Consider the following 17749-nt stretch of genomic DNA (forward strand, 5'->3'; position numbering starts at 1 on the left):
ATTTATTATAAAACAACAAAGAGATTATGAGCAAAGCAGCAGAAGATAAAATGCTACAAAAAGGCGTTTATACAGGAATAATGGAGCAAGATGAAAACAACAACTATTTTTGTGGTGCCTATCTTTTAGACTTCAAAATGGCTCAAAAATACAATCTAGGTGATTGGATTACCATAAAAAGCATTATTGAAAACCCAAGCGATATTAGCTATAACAAGTATCCAAAAAAATCAAAAAACTTTGACAAGGCAAACAATAAGCCTCAGTAATAAGCCTTTATATCATTACATACATTTAATAAAGATTAAAAAAAAATGTACTTTTTTTGATTTTTTTTGGGGTCTAAACTAAAAAGTTAAAAAAAAGTGTACCTTTGCAAAAAATTGTCGATTTTCAACCAACCAATTCCGGTTTAACATTAAAAGACAAGTAGTTACCTTATTTATGAAAAAAATAGTTGAATACCGCAAACTGCTTAACGTAGAAAAAACAGTAGAGCTTAAAGATTTAAAAACCATTTATCGCAATGCGATGAAAGATGCGCATCCTGATAAATTTCAAGGTGATGAAGCAGGATTAAAAGCGGCTGAAGAAAACAGTAAAAAAATTATTGAAGCCTACCACTTTTTGGTAAGTATCAATCCTGAGACAATTAAACAAAACTTACCAGAGTATACTGAGACTATCTCTACATCAACAATTACAGATTACAAATTTGTTGAAGGTAGATTAATCATCAATTTCTCAAACGGAAGTGTTTATGAATACATCAGTGTTCCTAAAGCTACTTACGTAAAAATGGTTAATGCAGATTCTCCTGGAAGATTTGCAAAAAGACACATTCTTAACGCCTATACTTGGAGAAAAACTATTAATCAAGACTAGTTTTCTTACCATTTCAAATAAAAAAAGCACCCTTTTTGAGGGTGCTTTTTTTATTTGAAAAAAATTCAAAATAATATTTAACATAATTTATGTAACAAAAGTATTAATAACTAACACAATTTTAACAAGTTTTTTTATATATTAGCTGCCCCTTAAATCATTAACCTAACGACTTAACCATGAATGACTGGCAAAACCTGTACAAGAGGCAATACATCAAAGCCACTGAAACACTAAAAACACTTGAAAAACAAAAGGCAGAAATAGATTTTAAACTAAATTCAGATCCAATTTGTTCACACTTACACAAAGAATTAAGAACTGTTAATCTAGATATAAAAATAACATTAAACGAGATTGAACATGCTGAATCTTATATCCTTAAATGTGAAGTAAGTTAAAGGCAAATAAAAATTTAAAAAAATCAACCTAATTTATAAACAAACTTTTGACAATAAAATCCCAAATCAAAAATACACTTCTTGCTACCAAATAAATAGTAAGGAGTCAAATTCGGTTTTTATCCAAATTATAACATAAATTTAGGGGCTAAAAGTTATTGTTAATTTATAAATTTAAATACTTTTGTAACCTTAAATCAATTAACTAATTAAAATGAAAAAAATTATTTTATTTCTTAGTGCTGCAGCAATCCTAACTTCTTGCAGTAAAGATAAATACACAATTTCAGGAACTGCAGCTGGATTCGAGAATGGAAAATCAGTTATTCTTGAAGCTCAAGATGAGAAAGGAATGGGATTAATTGCTGTTGATACAGTAAAAATAGAAAATGGTAAATTCGAAATCGAAGGAAAAGTAACAGAACCTGCTTTCCATACTTTACAAATTGAAGGAGTACAAGGTAAAATCCCTTTTATTCTTGAAAACGGAGATATTAAAATCGTAGTAAACAAAGATACAATCCAAAAATCTAAAATTTCTGGAACCTATAGCAATGACGAGTTTGTAAAATTCAATGAAGACCTTGTTAAAGTTCAAAAACCTTTAATGGATTTTCAAACTGCTAACATGCAAAAAATGCAAACTGCGCAACAAAACAAAGACACTGCTGTAATTAATTCATTAATGCAAGAATACTCTAAAATTCAAGCTGAAGTTGGCGTTACATCAAAAGCTAAATATGTTGATTACGCAAATACACACCCAAAATCTTTCATCAGTGTATTGATCATCAAAAGCATGGGCGATGATCCAACTGTAGATGCTAAAAAAATTGAATCAATGTTCAACAGCCTTGAAGAAACTTTAAAAAACACTAAACCTGGAAAAGCAATAAAAGCTAAACTTACAGAAATGAAAACTCCTTCTGTTGGTGCTACTGCTGCTCCAACTGCTAAATGAAGGACAGATTTTTCCGCTCCTAATCCTCAAGGAAAAACCATTTCCCTCAAAGAAAGCTTAGGAAAAGTAACGATAGTTGATTTTTGGGCTTCATGGTGCGGTCCTTGTCGAAAAGAAAATCCTAATGTAGTAGCCATTTATAATGAATTACATTCTAAAGGACTTAACATAATTGGTGTTTCTCTAGATGAAGATCCTGCAAAATGGAAAGAAGCCATAGCCAAAGATAAATTAACTTGGACACAAGTATCTAATCTTAAAGGCTGGGAAGAACCAATTGCCAAACAATATAAAGTAGAATCAATTCCAGCTACTTTTATTCTTGATAAGTCAGGAAATGTAGTTGCACAAGATTTAAGAGGCGATGAGCTTAAAGCAAAAATCATAGAATTATTAGGAAAATAATCTCTTCTAATATTAAAATAAAAAAATCTCCCTAGTGGAGATTTTTTTATTTTAATACTACCCTAATCAAAAAGAAATTAAAATCATCTATACTCATTCCTAAGAGAAGATATTCAAAAAAATAACCATTTCTATACTCTAGCTATTTCAATCCTTTTACAGTCATCAAAAGACTTAAAAAAGAAAAAATCAAGGAATTTAAGTTTATTAGCCCAAAACCATTAACCTCTACATCTCTTGCAAAGTGATAAAAAATCAATTCTAAAATTTTTATAAAGTCAAAATCACACCAATCTTAAGACAAATTACAAGAATTAATGCATCAAAAAACATCGAATTATCATAAAAACTCCCCCTTTTTACATTCCGAAATAAAAAATCTATCAAATTATCAAATTTTATTTTATTCAATACCAATGTGTTAAAAATAATACTAAAATAAAGTTCAAAAAAAGTTTGTAAAACTAAAAAGTGTCTCTATATTTGCACCCGGATAACGCAATAAGCGCTACCAAATATGGCTCGGGGAGATACTCAAGCGGCCAACGAGGGCAGACTGTAAATCTGCTGTGTGAACTTCGCAGGTTCGAATCCTGCTCTCCCCACAAAACGCTTCAAATTTTTTTGAAGCGTTTTTTTTTGATCAAAATTATCCTGCCCCGAAAAATAATACATAAAAAATCCCATCTCATTTTTTTCAACGAGATGGGATTTTAATTCATAATTCCTGAGCGTTATTCCAATTTAAAACTCACACTTACATTGGCTACTATTTCAATTTCTCCAACAGCCATCGTTTCTCTTGGAGAAGCATCACTTTGAGCCCCCATTGCCCCTTTCATAGCCATATATACCGGCTGTGGGTAATAGTTTTGTGAATTATCTGCAATTAGTATTGCTGAGGTAATTTTTTGCCCTAAAACAGACACATAATCCTCTGCTTTCGTTTTCGCATCTTTCATAGCCAATTTTCTTGCATCAGATTGGTATTGCGCCAATTTTGAAGATTGAAAAGTTACATTATCAATTCTATTTATCCCTTGATCAACTAAACCTTCCATTAACGCATCATACTTTGACAAGTCTCTTAATAAGATCTCAATAGTTTGCGTTGCATTATAATTGTTTTTCTTCTTTTCATAATCGTATTGAGGATTCAATGAAACTCTTTTGGTTTTATAATCTGCCGGAGCCAAATTCATGCTCTTAACCAACTTTAAAACCGATTCCATTTGCTCATCATTTTGTTTCTTAACCTCTTTACTATTATTCCCCTTTGTTTCTACAGTTGCCAAAATTAACACCTGATCAGGAGTTACTTTCACCTTTCCCTCTCCAGACACATTTACCTGAGGAATTTGTTTTGTTTCTTGACCATAAGTCAAAACTGTAAATAGACAAGCGATTAATACTACTGCTTTTTTCATAATTATTGATTTTTATTGATTTAATTTTAATTCTATTTTTAAAGTTTACCCATTTTTTCCATACCAAAAAGAATCACTATCGGGATAGCTAAAAGCACAACCATCAAAGTATGTTCTTCCAATAATTGAGGATCTCTTAAAAGCGTAATCAAATACCCTCCTATAGCCCCTCCAAAATGAGCAGTATGACCAATGTTATCATTCTTTGCTTTCATCCCATAGATCGAGTACAACAAGTACACAATTCCAAACAAATATGCCGGGATCGGAATAATAAAGAACAATCCCAACATCATATCGGGACGCAACAATATAGCCGAATATAACACCCCCGTAACAGCTCCCGATGCACCTACTGCCCTATAACTATAATCCTCTTTATGGAGTAACATTGTTAACAAGCTCCCGAAAATCAAGCTTCCGAAATAGACCAACACAAACGAAAAAGCACCTAAATAACTAAAGACTACCGGAGCAAAAAAATAGAGTGTCAACATATTGAATACCAAATGCGCTATATCAACATGTAGAAACCCTGAAGAAATCATTCTAATCTGCTCGCCTGCTCGTATACTACCAATATGAAATTCATATTTTCTAAAAAATGATATATCATTAAATCCTTTATAACTTATAAGCACGTTAGCAACAATAATTCCAATCAAAATGGCATTCATAAAATGTAGGTTTTTAAATTTTAATGTAAATCTAATTAATATTATGCTTCCATTTTCATACAGAAATCATAAACTAATGAACAAACAAAATTATTTGATTTATATTTGCTAAAATTTACTTCCAATGCAATACCTCATATACTTATTAGCTTACCCCTTGATTTGGTGCGTTTCAATGCTTCCCTTCAGGCTCTTATATCTGTTTTCAGACTTTATATATATAATCATTTATCATATTGTTGGCTACCGAAAAAAAACTGTTAGAAAAAACCTAGCAATAACCTTGCCACATTTATCAGACAAAGAAAGATTAGTTATAGAAAAAAAATTCTATCATCACATGTGTGACATGTTTTTGGAAATGATAAAAACAATGAATATTTCAAAAGAAGAAATATGTAAAAGATTCGTATTCAAAAATATAGAGATATACAAAGAGCTTGAAAAACAAGAAAGAAGCGTTGCTTTAATTTGTTCTCATTACGCTAGTTACGAGTGGATTATTTCAATGAATTATTATACACTTTTTCAAGGTTATGGAATTTACAAACAAATAAAAAACCCATATTTTGACAAATTAGTACATAAAATTCGTTCAAAATTTAATGCCAAATTAATCACTACAAAACAAACCGTGCCTACTATTATAAAAAATAACCGCGATAAGAAACTATCTATCTATGGTTTTGCAAGTGACCAATCTCCAAAGGAAAAAAACGCTTTTCACCACACCGAGTTTATGGGAATCAAAGTCCCTGTTCATACTGGTGCCGAAATGTTAGCGAAAAGATACAACATGAATGTCGTCTATCTCAATACCAAAAAAGTAAAACGAGGCTATTATGAAGCAACTCTAGAATTACTTTCGGATAATCCCCGCGAAGTTCCAAACTATGAAATTACAGACCAATTCATAAAACTACTGGAAAAACAAATCTACGAGACTCCAGAATACTATTTATGGACCCATAAAAGATGGAAACACGGTCATACAGATTCAAATAATCAAGAAAAAGAATAGAATTGAACCTTTACCTCAATTTTTAACCCCATAATAGAAAAGGCCGTTCTATACAGAACGGCCTTTTTCTTTTTTCCTACAAAAGAAAATTAATTTACAATTAAACGCTTCGTTACCTCAACAGAATCGTTTACCAATTTTACAAAATACACTCCTTTTGGCAAATGATTAACCGAATAGCTTGATTGGTTTTTAATCACATCCAATAATTTCCCTAAAGAGCTATAGATATATATAGTTCCTGTAATACTATTTTCTTTAGCAAACATAAAACTAACTTTGCTAGATGAAGGATTAGGATATATTACAAAACCTTCTTTTTCTCCTGCCATCTCTGACTCACCTAACCCTAAAGTTGATAAAGTAGCCTTCGCAACATTACTCCAATCACTAATCAGAGTACCATTAACCGCTTTCACTCTATACGAATAATTGATACCCACAGCAAGTCCTGTATCTGTATAAGAAATCACATTTTGTCCTAGAGTCGCAATTACGCTATAAGCCCCATTATTTGAAGCTCTTTCAATTACATAAGCCGTCTCGTTTGTAGCATTATCTACCCACTTTAATCCAATCTGTAATGACGCGGAATTAGGTGTTGCAACCAAATTACCTGGTATAGCCGGAGCCAGTACAACTTCTTCGATCGGTCTTAATTGAGGATTCCCCCAATCAGCATGATCGCTATTAATACCATTTAAGTTCCCATCAGTAACCTCAAGTTTCAATACCCTTACTCCTGTTACATCAATATCTATAGATTCTGTTTTATTTGGCCCAGTAGAGCTTCCTTCCAGCAAACCTCCAGTATACAAACTAACATTATTTTCATCATAAACATTAAACTTTACAGAACCACTACCAACAACAGCTCCATCAATACCTACAATAGAAGTAAATCTAGAATACTGACCGTTTAGATCAACATGAATGGTTCTTGTTGCATGTACTCCTAGTCCTTTAGCATAAGTAACACCTCCAAGTATTATAGGCGAAGTACTCATTACTTTAGAATCTCTAAAAACCTCAGAGTAGCTACCTTGGTTATAAGAGAAAAGCATATCACTCAGACATATTTTGCCCACAATAAATTTCTGCTTTTTAGTATTTGTATAGATTCCGTCTTTAATTACTATCGTCAATTCAACAATGTCATTAACTTTTGCTTTTGAACTAACAGAGAAGTTAATAATTTTATCCGTCTTACTATTAGCCAATAAGCTTCCTAAATTAAACGAAGGCGTATTTACAGTAACCAACGAAGCGTTTGTTCCAGTTGCTGTAATCGTAACGTTTGTATTTGCAGTAGAAAATCCATTACCATCATTAAGAATCTGAATTGTATAATCACTTTGACTACCTCCTAAAACCATAGGCTTTTGGTTGCTCTTATTTTCAAGCTTTCCGAAATTAACATTAAAATTAGGCTTAGTCACAAAGTATTGCTTAATTATCTCCGTTTTATCAATACCATCATCAATAACAAACTTGAATCTTAATTCAGTACCACCAACAACTCCATTCTTAACCTTTATTCCATGAGTAAAATTTGATATCGCTCCTGCTGCAACCGCTGCAATTGATTTACTTGCCTCAGATGGCGTTATATCTACATACTGAGCTCCAGTAATTACTTCACAAGTAGCTGTTATTGGTTTTGTAATACCATTCCCTTTGTTTTCAATAGACAAGTCAAAACTGGCTGTTTCACCAGCGCTAAGCTCATTATCTTCAATTGTTTCAGTACCTATACCGTTATGTTTAAAATTGAAAATAGGAAAAGGTGTAGTCAATATTTTAACGGTTGATCCTGTCACACTTCCGTCATTAGCAATAAAACTAAACTCTAAAGGTGAGTGTCTAACAGTAGCAGCACTTATTGTTGCTGTAATGGTTTTCTCTATTGATGCTCCAACAGCTAGTGTTCCTATATTCCCTGTACCACTATTGATTGTAATATATGACATATCACTAGCCCATGGAACACAACTCAAATTAACATTCCCCGATTGTACAACTCCTGCATTTGTAATTTTCACTTTCAAATTAATTGTTTCACCCGGATCAACCAATCCGTCATTGTTACCATTATCCGTCATTGAAACATACTCAACGATAAAATCAGCATTTGGCGCTTTTGCAATACCTGCATCAGCCCAGTCAGCCGAAACATTCCCAGTACTGCCTACAGCAACTAGCTTTAAAGTAGTTACACCAACTATATTAACAGAAATTGGTTTATACTCATCCCTTTCGGTCATATTTCCAGTTTCATAAAGCTTTACTCCATCACCCCAAACTTGAAAGTTCATAACTCCTCCCACGTTTCTATCAACTCCTACTTTAGCTTTAAATAAAGAATTCCCAGCCACATTATACGAAACCTCTGTACCATTTCTTGTACTGAATCCTTTAGTAAAGTATTTATCTCGCACCATCAAAATAAGAGATTCTGAATTTGTTTCAGGATAAATAGTTCCAGTATTCGCTGTTGGCGTCATATCACTAAGATAAACAAAATCAGCTGGAGCTGTTGGTGGTACAGTAACCGTTACTGGTGTATTATTACTTAAAGGTACCGCAACATAAGATATTGTTTTTCCATTTAATTGTTTTTGCTGTGCAGCTGTACTAGCTCCATTAACATTCAATGTAGCATAAGTTCCGTAAAACTGTGCTTCCCAAGTAATCGGATTTGCACTATTATTTGTAGCTGTCGTTGATGTAATACCATCATGACGCACCGTTACATCATTACTTCCTACCGGAATATGTTCAGCCTGAACCCAAGGTACAGCTTTGGTCAAACGAGAAATTGTAAAAAACTTATTATTTGGCGCATCGGCTCTAACACCCAACAAACCTCCAACGGTATTGTACACACACATATAAGCAACCTCTGGATAAATGTTTCGTGAACGCATTACATTAAGCAGCCAGTGCCATCCCAAATGATTTTGCTCATTATTATAAAAAGCCTCCGCATAGTACGTTTGTGCCTCAATATTGATAGGATCATTCATTGTTGAAACATGAACAAAATCAATATAATCCTGACCTTTACCGGTTCCTTGTTCAATTAATTTTTTCAAGACCATGAAAAAACTATTTTCATGCCCCCAATTTGTTTGTGCATGTCCATTAGGTTCAAATCCTCGAATATAACGACGTTCCGAATTAGAATACCATTTTGTTTCAAAATGATTTTTTAGATTGGCAGCAGTTTGGAACATGGCATTTGACTCACTCGTCTTACCCTGTGCTTTCAAAATTTCAGCATAAGCCAAAGTTGCCTGATATTGGGATCCAAAAGAATCACCTGCTTCATAAAGCTTCTCGTTTTGAAACTCATGATATGATGCAAGTCCATCTTGAGATTCAGTAATCCCAACAACACCGTTACCTATTAAAGAAGGATCAATATCCAACCCAAGAACTGCTGTATCGTATTCATTAACATTGGTATTGAGTGTTAAATTATAAAAATAGTTTAGCTCCGGATCATTAATCCAACGTGAATCGCCAGACCACAAATAGTTTTCATAACAACGTTGTACAGCATCAAAGGGAGAAGGAAGCTCTCGATTAAAACGAGATTCATTCCCATAGAAATCAAATTTCCAAGATACCCAGTTTTTTTGCGAAGTCTGCATATTTTTAGTTGACTTGGCAAATTGTTTCATCATGTAAAAATTTTCATTATCCAATCCAAGTAAATGTCCTGCCTCAGACTGATGCGTTATATCCCTAATGCAGTATGCCTTATCATGGGCATACGAACCCCAATAAGCAGTTTCTGTATAATCTGCCTTACCAGTGATCACTAAGCTCAACGCTCTGTTTTTTGCCCAATCAAAATGGGATTGTAATTCCGAATTACCAGATGTTAATGTCAAATTACTTGTTTGACCAAACGAATTTATCGTGCAAAATCCAGTAATGAGTAAAATGTAAATTCTTTTCATTTTTTCATAAGTTTTTGTTTATAATAAGTTGGGGCATTTAGTTTACAGTTTTATACAAATCGAATTTTTTAAAAGCATTTATCATATTAAAAACACTAATAAAACAAATGCAGATAAATAGATTATTTTTTAACCTTTTTTTTATGATTTAAAAAATTAAAATCATAATTAAATAAACTTCTTTCTGTACAAACCTGATCTTTTCAAAAATACACGTTTTTTATATGTAATTTAAAACTTATTAAAAAAATTCAAAAAACCCTGATATTCATTGACTTAAGAGCTGATTTTTTACACTAAAAATGCTCAAAAAAACATCATTTTGCCGAATAAAATATTCAAAATTCTTCTCAAAAAAACCTACTAGACCCCTCCAGATCGGTTTTTTCTTTACAAAAGCTTAAATTTAAATAAACTAAAAAATAACATTGGATATAATCAATTGACAACTAAACACTCATAGCTTTTACCCGGTGAATTAGTATGTTTTTTTTTAAGAGAAAGAAATGATTACTGAGGAATTTTGATAACATTGTTAGAAAAGTTTTATTCAAACCTTAAACTATTTTTTAAAAAATTGCATTTGTTTAATATGCAATCTAACTTAAAGAAAAGCGTCACTTTTATTCCATTTAAGACATTGCTATAAAAAATAAAAGCCATCAATTATTTACGAACAAATAATTGATGGCTTTATACAAGATGTGCTGGGTTTAGCAAGCAAAATATCTTCTTTTACCACTAAACTATTATATCCTAAAACTTACTAATTACAAAGAGAACCAGTTACTTACTAATCCGTCTTCTAACATTTGTGTGTTTTTATGTAAAAACTCATTCGTGTCTTTATTGTAATTATAATCTAATGACCAAGTTTTATGGTTTTCTGCCAAAGCTTTGATACTATTACAAACATATTCAATTTCAGCCGATGTAGTGGTAGGATGAATCGACATTCTAATCCAACCTGGCTTTTTGATTAAATCCCCTAAAGTAATTTCATCTATAAGTTTATGAGATGTTTCTTGATCTACATGCAATAGGAAATGCCCATAAGTTCCGGCACAACTGCAACCTCCACGGGTTTGAATTCCAAATCTATCATTCAATAATTTCACACCTAAATTAAAATGCAAGTCATCTATAAAAAATGAAATCACTCCTAATCGATTATGATGTTGACCAGCAAGAATCTTGATATTTGGAACGCTTTCTAATGAGTCAAAAACATACTCCACAATTTCATGTTCACGTTTGAGAATATTTTCAATTCCCATTTGCTCTTTTAGTTGGATAGCCAATGCCGTTTTGATAACTTGAAGAAAACCAGGAGTTCCTCCGTCTTCCCTATCTTCAATATCATCAATATATTTGTGTTCTCCCCAAGGATTAGTCCAGGAAACCGTTCCTCCGCCCGGACAATCAGGAACCATATTGTGATACAATTTTTTATTAAAAACCAAAACTCCAGAAGTACCTGGTCCTCCAAGGAACTTGTGAGGTGAAAAGAAAATCGCATCTAAATACGACTCTTGATCTTCTGGGTGCATATCAATTTCTACATAAGGCCCAGAACAAGCAAAATCCACAAAACAAACTCCATTATTTTGATGCATTAATTTAGCAGCTTCATGATAAGGTGTTCTCAACCCTGTTACATTCGAACATGAAGTTATTGAGGCAATTTTAAAGGTTCTATCTTTGTACTTATCTAATAGCTTAGCGAGATTTTCTATACTAAAAAGACCGTCTTCTGTTGAAGGTATAACCTCTACATCAGCAATAGTTTCCAACCAAGACGTTTGGTTAGAATGGTGCTCCATATGAGAAATAAAAACAATCGGCTTCTTATCGGCAGGAATATTGATAAATTCTTTTAGATTTTCAGGAATTTTCAATCCCAATATTCTTTGAAATTTATTTACAACTCCTGTCATTCCCGTACCATCTGTTATAAGAACATCATCAGAATTGGCATTCACATGATGTTTAATAATATGACGGGCATGGTGATAGGATTTGGTCATTGCAGTTCCGGAAACGGTAGTTTCAGTATGGGTATTGGCTACAAATGGTCCAAACTCATTCATCAGCTTTTCTTCGATAGGACGATACAAGCGTCCACTGGCAGTCCAGTCAGTATAAATAATTTTTTGCAAACCAAAAGGCGATTCAAACGTTTGGTCGATTCCTATAATATTCTTGCGAAACTGTTGAAAATATTGCTCCAGTTGAGTTTCTTGTATTGTCGATGGGGTCATGCTCATTTTAATCATGTTTGAGGCAAATTTAGTCTTTCTTATTGAATTCAAAACACCTAGAACAGTTAATTTCAGTTCTTTTTACCTAGAACTATACACTTAACACTGTTTTAGTACTATTTTTATTTTACAAATAAAAATAGTACTAAAACAACAAATATAATAAACTACAAATCAAGATATTAACTCAAAATATTTGTATTTTTGTTGAGCTTTTTGCCCTCAAAAAATATTAGGTTTAAAAATATTTTTAGCCTTATTTATAATCATTATTTTGCTTCTGTGAAACACTCCAAAAAAAGAAAATCCTATGTAACTGTTTTATAATTTATATACAAAAAATGGAGTAAGCAGAAAATCCGAACAAAGAGTAGGCAAATAAATATTTAGAAATTATGGGAAAAATAGTGGTTCAAATGGACATTCCTGGTATGACATCAGATCAATACGATCAGGTATGGCAAGATTTGCGTGAAGCAGGTCATGAAAATCCAAAAGGTTTGGTACATCACGTAGGCGCCCCAACCGATAAAGGCTGGAAAGTGGTTGATGTTTGGGAAAATGCTGATAAGTTTAATGAATTCGGAGAAACATTGATACCTATTCTTAGCAAGAATGGAATCCCATCAATAGATCCAGTTATATCTCCATTACACTTTGAATACAATGGTGGTTAACCTATTACAATTTTATTATAGCAAAAATAAATGAGGGCGGATTGTCATAAGTGACAGTACCGCCTTATTCAATTATCATACAGAACAGAATCAAAACTCGCCTATACAACCCACTTTACTCTTCCCAATTTTGTTCTAAATAACAGCGACAATTTAGAAATTGAGACAAAAAAACAAACCCTTTCAGTCCTGAGATTCCAGAACTAAAAGGGTTATTTATTTTTAAAAAAAAGTGATATTAAATCCCAGCTACAGCTTTTATTTCATCAATAATTTTCAAAGCCAAATCATCTGCTAATTGTTGAGATGCCGCTTCGGTATAAATACGAATAATTGGTTCTGTATTCGATTTTCTTAAATGTACCCAATTTTCGGCAAAGTCAATCTTCACTCCATCGATTGTGGTAATATCTTCATTTTTATATTTTTCTGTCATGGCAACAAGAATTGCATCTACATCAATTTGTGGAGTCAATTCAATTTTGTTTTTGCTCATATAGTACTCAGGATAAGAAGCACGTAAAGCTGAAACCGACATTTTTTTGTTTGCCAAATGAGTTAGGAACAAAGCCACACCTACCATACTGTCGCGACCATAATGTGATTCTGGATAAATAATTCCTCCATTACCTTCTCCACCAATGATTGCGTTGTTCTTTTTCATCAATTCCACTACGTTCACCTCACCTACTGCACTGGCTTCGTAATTTCCATTATGCTTTTTGGTTACATCACGTAATGCACGTGAAGATGACATATTTGAAACTGTATTTCCTGGAGTTTTACTCAAAACATAATCAGCACAAGCAACCAAAGTATATTCTTCGCCAAACATTTCTCCGTCTTCACAAATAAAAGCCAAACGATCCACATCTGGATCAACAACAACTCCTAAATGAGCACCTTCTTTTACTACTAATTCTGAAATATCCGTTAAGTGTTCTTTTAAAGGTTCTGGGTTATGAGGGAAATGTCCGTTTGGTTCGCAGTATAATTTTACTACTTCAACTCCCATCAACTCTAATAATTTTGGAATAATAACTCCTCCTGATGAATTTACACCATCAACAACTACTTTAAATTTAGCCGCTTTAACCGCTTCAACATCAACTAATGGTAAATTCAACACTTCATCAATATGAATATCCATATAAGCATCATTTTGAATAATTTCACCCAAATGATCTACATCCGAAAAATCAAAAGCATCATTTTCTGCAATCTCAAGGATTTTTTCTCCTGCAGCACCACTTAAGAATTCACCTTTCTCATTCAATAATTTCAAGGCGTTCCATTGTTTTGGATTATGAGAAGCTGTCAAGATAATACCACCATCAGCTTTTTCCAATGGTACGGCTACTTCAACAGTTGGTGTTGTAGAAAGCCCTAAATCAATTACATCGATCCCTAAACCTATAAGTGTATTGATAACCAAATTATGAATCATTGGCCCCGAAATACGAGCATCACGACCTACTACAACTGTTAGTTTAGCTTTTTTGGAATATTCTTTTAGCCAAGTTCCGTAAGCCGAAGCAAATTTTACGGCATCAACAGGAGTTAAATTATCTCCAACTTTCCCACCTATAGTTCCTCGAATTCCTGATATTGATTTTATTAAAGTCATTTTTTTAAATTAGATTGTTATTGGATACAAATATAAAAAAGTTGCCGAGTTTCTGAGGTGCTAAGAAGCTAAGTTTTCCCAAAATTGACTCTTCAATTCTACATTCTAAAAACACAACATTTGTTCTGGGAGCTTTATTTTTAAAATAATCTATAAAAAAGTTTATACATTTACGAAAGTAAACCTAGAATCTTAGTCCTTAAGAAACTTAGAAACTCAACAAAAATGAATTTTCTAGCCCATATTTATTTATCCGGAGATAATGATTTAATAAAAATAGGCAACTTTATGGCCGATGGAATTCGTGGGAAACAATTTGGCAGTTACCCCTTAGAGATTCAAAAAGGAATCATTTTACATCGTTTTATTGACACTTATACCGATTCCCACCCTATTTTTAGAGAAAGTACCAAACGCTTACACAAAAACTATCATCATTATGCCGGTGTGATTGTAGATGTTTTTTACGATCATTTTCTGGCTAAAAACTGGGGCAATTATTCTGATGAAAATTTGGTAGATTTCACAAATCATTTTTATCAATCTTTACAGGATAATTATGCATTTTTATCAGAAAGAACAAAAGGAATGATGCCTTATATAATCAATCAAAATTGGTTAGTAAGTTATCAATCTGTAGAAGGAATTAGCCAAATTTTAACTCGAATGGACAGTAGAACCAAAAACGAGTCGAAAATGAGATTTGCTCAGAATGAGCTTAAAGAATTCTACTCTGAATTTGAACAAGAATTCACAACTTTCTTTGAAGATTTAAGAATAGAATCCCATCAAAAACTAATAACGCTATGAAATTAGCATGACCAAAATTCGTTGTAAACACCAATGATGATAAGTGACTCGAGCGATAGCGAACAGGCGAAGCAATAACATATGACCTATAAAAAACAATAAATATCAGCATATGAAAAAATTCATCCTACTACTTGCAGTCTTATTTTTAAGTTGCAAATCGAACGAAAAAATAGTCGAGCCTACTGGCTTAGTTACGTCTAAAGCCATGGTCGTTTCGGCACGAGAAGAAGCTTCTAAAATTGGATCGGAAATCTTAAAAAAAGGCGGAAATGCTTTTGATGCTATGGTTGCCACCGAATTGGCTTTGGCGGTAAGCCATCCTCAGGCAGGAAACATTGGAGGCGGAGGATTTATGGTTTTTAGAAAAGCCAATGGAGAAACTGGTGCTATTGATTATAGAGAAAAAGCGCCTCTATCAGCATCAAAAAACATGTACTTGGATGAAAAAGGAAATGTGATTAAAGGAAAAAGTACCGAAACTGCTCTAGCCTCAGGAATTCCCGGAACGATTGCTGGTGTATTTGAAGTACACAGAAAATATGGTTCCTTACCAATAAGTGAGATTCTAAAACCTGTTATTGCCTTGGCAGAAAGAGGAGTTATAGTTACTCAACATCAAGCACAAAGCTTAGCAGAACATAGAGCTTCCTTTATAAAAGCAAATGGCCCTAATAGCTTGTTTTCTAAAGTATATAAAGCGAATGACACTATCAAATATTTAGCTTTGGCCGAAACCTTGAAACGAATCTCAAAAAATGGTAAAGATGAATTCTATAAAGGGGAAACTGGGCAAAAACTAGTTTCATTTTTAAATAAAAAAGGCGGAATTATAACTCTTGAAGATTTGGCAAAATATCAGGCCAAATGGAGAACTCCAATCACTTTTAATTACAAAGATTTAAAGATTACCTCCATGTCTCCACCGAGTAGCGGCGGTATCTGTTTGAATCAAATCATGAAAATGATTGAGCCTTATGATCTTGCCAAAATGGGACATAATAGTATGAAAGCCATTCAGGTAATTACTGAAGCCGAAAGAAGAGCCTATGCAGATAGAAACTATTTCTTGGGTGATCCTGATTTTGTAAAACTCCCGTTAAAAGAAATGCAAGACCCTACTTATTTAAAAAAACGAATGAGTGATTTTTCATTCGATAAAGCCACAAAATCAGCAGATATTGCCCACGGTGCAATTCAAGGTTACGAGAGCAAACAAACTACTCATTATTCGATAGTCGATGCTAAAGGAAATGCAGTTTCGGTTACTACAACTCTAAATGACAATTATGGTTCTAAAATTTATTGTGATGAATTGGGTTTCTTTCTGAACAACCAAATGGATGACTTTAGTGCCAAACCAGGAGTACCCAATTTATATGGACTCACAGGAACGGAAGCCAATAGCATTGCTCCCGAAAAAAGAATGTTGAGCTCTATGTCGCCAACTATCGTAGAGAAAAACGGCAAACTCTTTATGGTTGTGGGAACTCCCGGAGGATCTACTATTATTACTTCGGTATTACAAACAATTTTGAATGTTTACGAGTTTAATTTGAGTATGCAAGAAGCAGTCGATGCTCCTCGTTTTCATCATCAATGGTTACCTGATGAAGTTGTTTTTGAACCCAATTCGTTTTCTAAATCATTGCTCGAAGATTTAGCCAAAAAAGGATACATCATCAATGAAAAAAACAAAGAAATAATTGGTCAAGTCGATGCGATTTTGGTACTTCCAAACGGGAAACTAGAAGGTGGGGCAGATAAAAGAGCAGATAATAAAGCGGTGGGATTTTAAATTTTAGAAGTTAGAAATTCCGAATTATCATTGATATTTATAAATACACAACAAATTGCCTTTCATAAGGATTTTAAAAAAAATCTGCGTAAATCTGCCGAATCTACGTGTCAAATTTCACGCAGATTCACGTAGATAAAATAGATTAATTTTTTTATATATGAATTTTATATCCTCTTTAGAAAAGACTTTTAATGACAATAGCAATGCCGAAAATGCAGTTGCCATGTCAAAATACATGAAAAACAATTTTCAGTTTTTTGGAATAAAAACTGAGGACAGAAGAAGAATTTTCAAAAATATTTGGACAGAAAACAAAAAAGAAGTTTCCGATAATGCAAGAGAAATAGCTTTGTCTTTATATTCAAAAAAAGAACGGGAGCTACATTATTGCGCTATGGAAATTTTGATAAAAAACCTCAAAAATAATTATATAAAAGACGACATTCAACTTATTGAAAAACTAATCATAATCAACTCTTGGTGGGACAGTATTGATTTTCTAGCCAAATATCTATTGGGAAATTATTTACTGCAATTCCCTGAAGAAACAGATTCAGTTATTCATAAATTCTCCTCTTCCGACAATATGTGGCTCAATCGAAGTGCTATTCTTTTTCAGTTAGGTTACAAAGAAAAAACAAATTTTAATCTATTAAAATTGGTCAGCGAGAAACATAAAATGTCTACTGAGTTTTTTATACAAAAAGCCATTGGTTGGGCGTTACGTGAATATGCAAAAACAAATCCCGAAGCGGTAAAGGATTTTGTTTCCAACACTGATTTAAAAAAATTGAGTCAGAAAGAAGCACTGAAAAACATGAAGTAAAA

Annotated in this window: 15 protein-coding genes and 1 tRNA gene; 11 read left to right on the forward strand and 5 right to left on the reverse strand. The window is 33.0% G+C overall.

The genetic code is table 11. From position 1 onward, the window contains the following. Nucleotides 1-26: 26 nt before the first annotated feature. The 6 genes from OZP08_RS14895 (at nt 27) to OZP08_RS14920 (ending at nt 3257) form a co-directional block, all read left to right on the forward strand. Nucleotides 27-269: a hypothetical protein gene (locus OZP08_RS14895; protein WP_281322217.1), complete on the forward strand. Its 243-nt coding sequence runs from the start codon at nt 27-29 to the stop codon at nt 267-269. A 175-nt stretch (nt 270-444) separates the two neighbouring features. Further along, nucleotides 445-885, forward strand: coding sequence for a KTSC domain-containing protein (locus tag OZP08_RS14900; protein ID WP_268846893.1), 441 nt, complete (start codon nt 445-447; stop codon nt 883-885). 179 nt (nt 886-1064) lie between these two features. After that, nucleotides 1065-1286 (forward strand): hypothetical protein, encoded by a 222-nt coding sequence (locus OZP08_RS14905; RefSeq protein ID WP_268846894.1) that lies wholly within the window; start codon nt 1065-1067, stop codon nt 1284-1286. 214 nt (nt 1287-1500) lie between these two features. Further along, entirely contained in the window at nt 1501-2247 is a 747-nt protein-coding gene (locus tag OZP08_RS14910; RefSeq protein ID WP_268846895.1) for a DUF4369 domain-containing protein, read from the forward strand. Nucleotides 2248-2286: 39 nt separating this feature from the next. Beyond that, complete coding sequence (locus OZP08_RS14915; protein ID WP_268849529.1) at nt 2287-2652, forward strand: TlpA family protein disulfide reductase; 366 nt, start codon at nt 2287-2289, stop codon at nt 2650-2652. A 524-nt stretch (nt 2653-3176) separates the two neighbouring features. Next, a tRNA-Tyr gene (locus tag OZP08_RS14920) sits at nt 3177-3257 on the forward strand. Nucleotides 3258-3386: 129 nt separating this feature from the next. On the opposite strand, the gene OZP08_RS14925 is transcribed toward OZP08_RS14920, so the two are convergent. After that, nucleotides 3387-4079: an SIMPL domain-containing protein gene (locus tag OZP08_RS14925; protein WP_281322218.1), complete on the reverse strand. Its 693-nt coding sequence runs from the start codon at nt 4077-4079 to the stop codon at nt 3387-3389. A 38-nt stretch (nt 4080-4117) separates the two neighbouring features. After that, the gene (locus tag OZP08_RS14930) at nt 4118-4756 is read right to left on the reverse strand and encodes a rhomboid family intramembrane serine protease (protein ID WP_268846896.1); all 639 of its coding nucleotides are present in this window, start codon (nt 4754-4756) and stop codon (nt 4118-4120) included. 175 nt (nt 4757-4931) lie between these two features. On the opposite strand from OZP08_RS14930, the gene OZP08_RS14935 reads away from it, so the two are divergent. Beyond that, nucleotides 4932-5777 (forward strand): lysophospholipid acyltransferase family protein, encoded by an 846-nt coding sequence (locus tag OZP08_RS14935; protein ID WP_349293473.1) that lies wholly within the window; start codon nt 4932-4934, stop codon nt 5775-5777. 89 nt (nt 5778-5866) lie between these two features. Here the strand turns inward: OZP08_RS14935 and OZP08_RS14940 are convergent, their stop codons facing one another. Beyond that, nucleotides 5867-9745 carry an NPCBM/NEW2 domain-containing protein gene (locus tag OZP08_RS14940; protein WP_268846897.1) on the reverse strand — a complete coding sequence of 1293 codons (3879 nt, stop codon included), beginning with the start codon at nt 9743-9745 and terminating at the stop codon, nt 5867-5869. A gap of 770 nt (nt 9746-10515) precedes the next feature. Continuing rightward, a complete protein-coding gene (locus OZP08_RS14945) occupies nt 10516-12012 on the reverse strand; it encodes an aminotransferase class V-fold PLP-dependent enzyme (protein WP_268846898.1) in 1497 nt (498 codons plus the stop codon). A gap of 389 nt (nt 12013-12401) precedes the next feature. Here OZP08_RS14945 and OZP08_RS14950 point away from each other — a divergent pair, with 389 nt between their 5' ends. Further along, nucleotides 12402-12683, forward strand: coding sequence for a hypothetical protein (locus OZP08_RS14950; RefSeq protein ID WP_268846899.1), 282 nt, complete (start codon nt 12402-12404; stop codon nt 12681-12683). Nucleotides 12684-12921: 238 nt separating this feature from the next. Here the strand turns inward: OZP08_RS14950 and glmM are convergent, their stop codons facing one another. After that, on the reverse strand, nt 12922-14310 hold the full coding sequence (gene glmM / locus OZP08_RS14955) for a phosphoglucosamine mutase (protein WP_268846900.1): 1389 nt from the start codon (nt 14308-14310) through the stop codon (nt 12922-12924). A 225-nt stretch (nt 14311-14535) separates the two neighbouring features. Between glmM and OZP08_RS14960 the strand changes: the two genes are divergently transcribed. The 3 genes from OZP08_RS14960 (at nt 14536) to OZP08_RS14970 (ending at nt 17747) form a co-directional block, all read left to right on the forward strand. Then, the gene (locus OZP08_RS14960) at nt 14536-15120 is read left to right on the forward strand and encodes an acyl carrier protein phosphodiesterase (protein ID WP_268846901.1); all 585 of its coding nucleotides are present in this window, start codon (nt 14536-14538) and stop codon (nt 15118-15120) included. Between the two features lie 112 nt (nt 15121-15232). Then, on the forward strand, nt 15233-16918 hold the full coding sequence (gene ggt, locus OZP08_RS14965; protein ID WP_281322220.1) for a gamma-glutamyltransferase: 1686 nt from the start codon (nt 15233-15235) through the stop codon (nt 16916-16918). A gap of 160 nt (nt 16919-17078) precedes the next feature. After that, nucleotides 17079-17747 (forward strand): DNA alkylation repair protein, encoded by a 669-nt coding sequence (locus tag OZP08_RS14970; RefSeq protein ID WP_268846902.1) that lies wholly within the window; start codon nt 17079-17081, stop codon nt 17745-17747. Nucleotides 17748-17749 lie beyond the last annotated feature (2 nt).

Origin of the sequence: Flavobacterium aestivum (assembly GCF_026870175.2) — a bacterium.
GTDB classification, from domain to species: domain Bacteria; phylum Bacteroidota; class Bacteroidia; order Flavobacteriales; family Flavobacteriaceae; genus Flavobacterium; species Flavobacterium aestivum.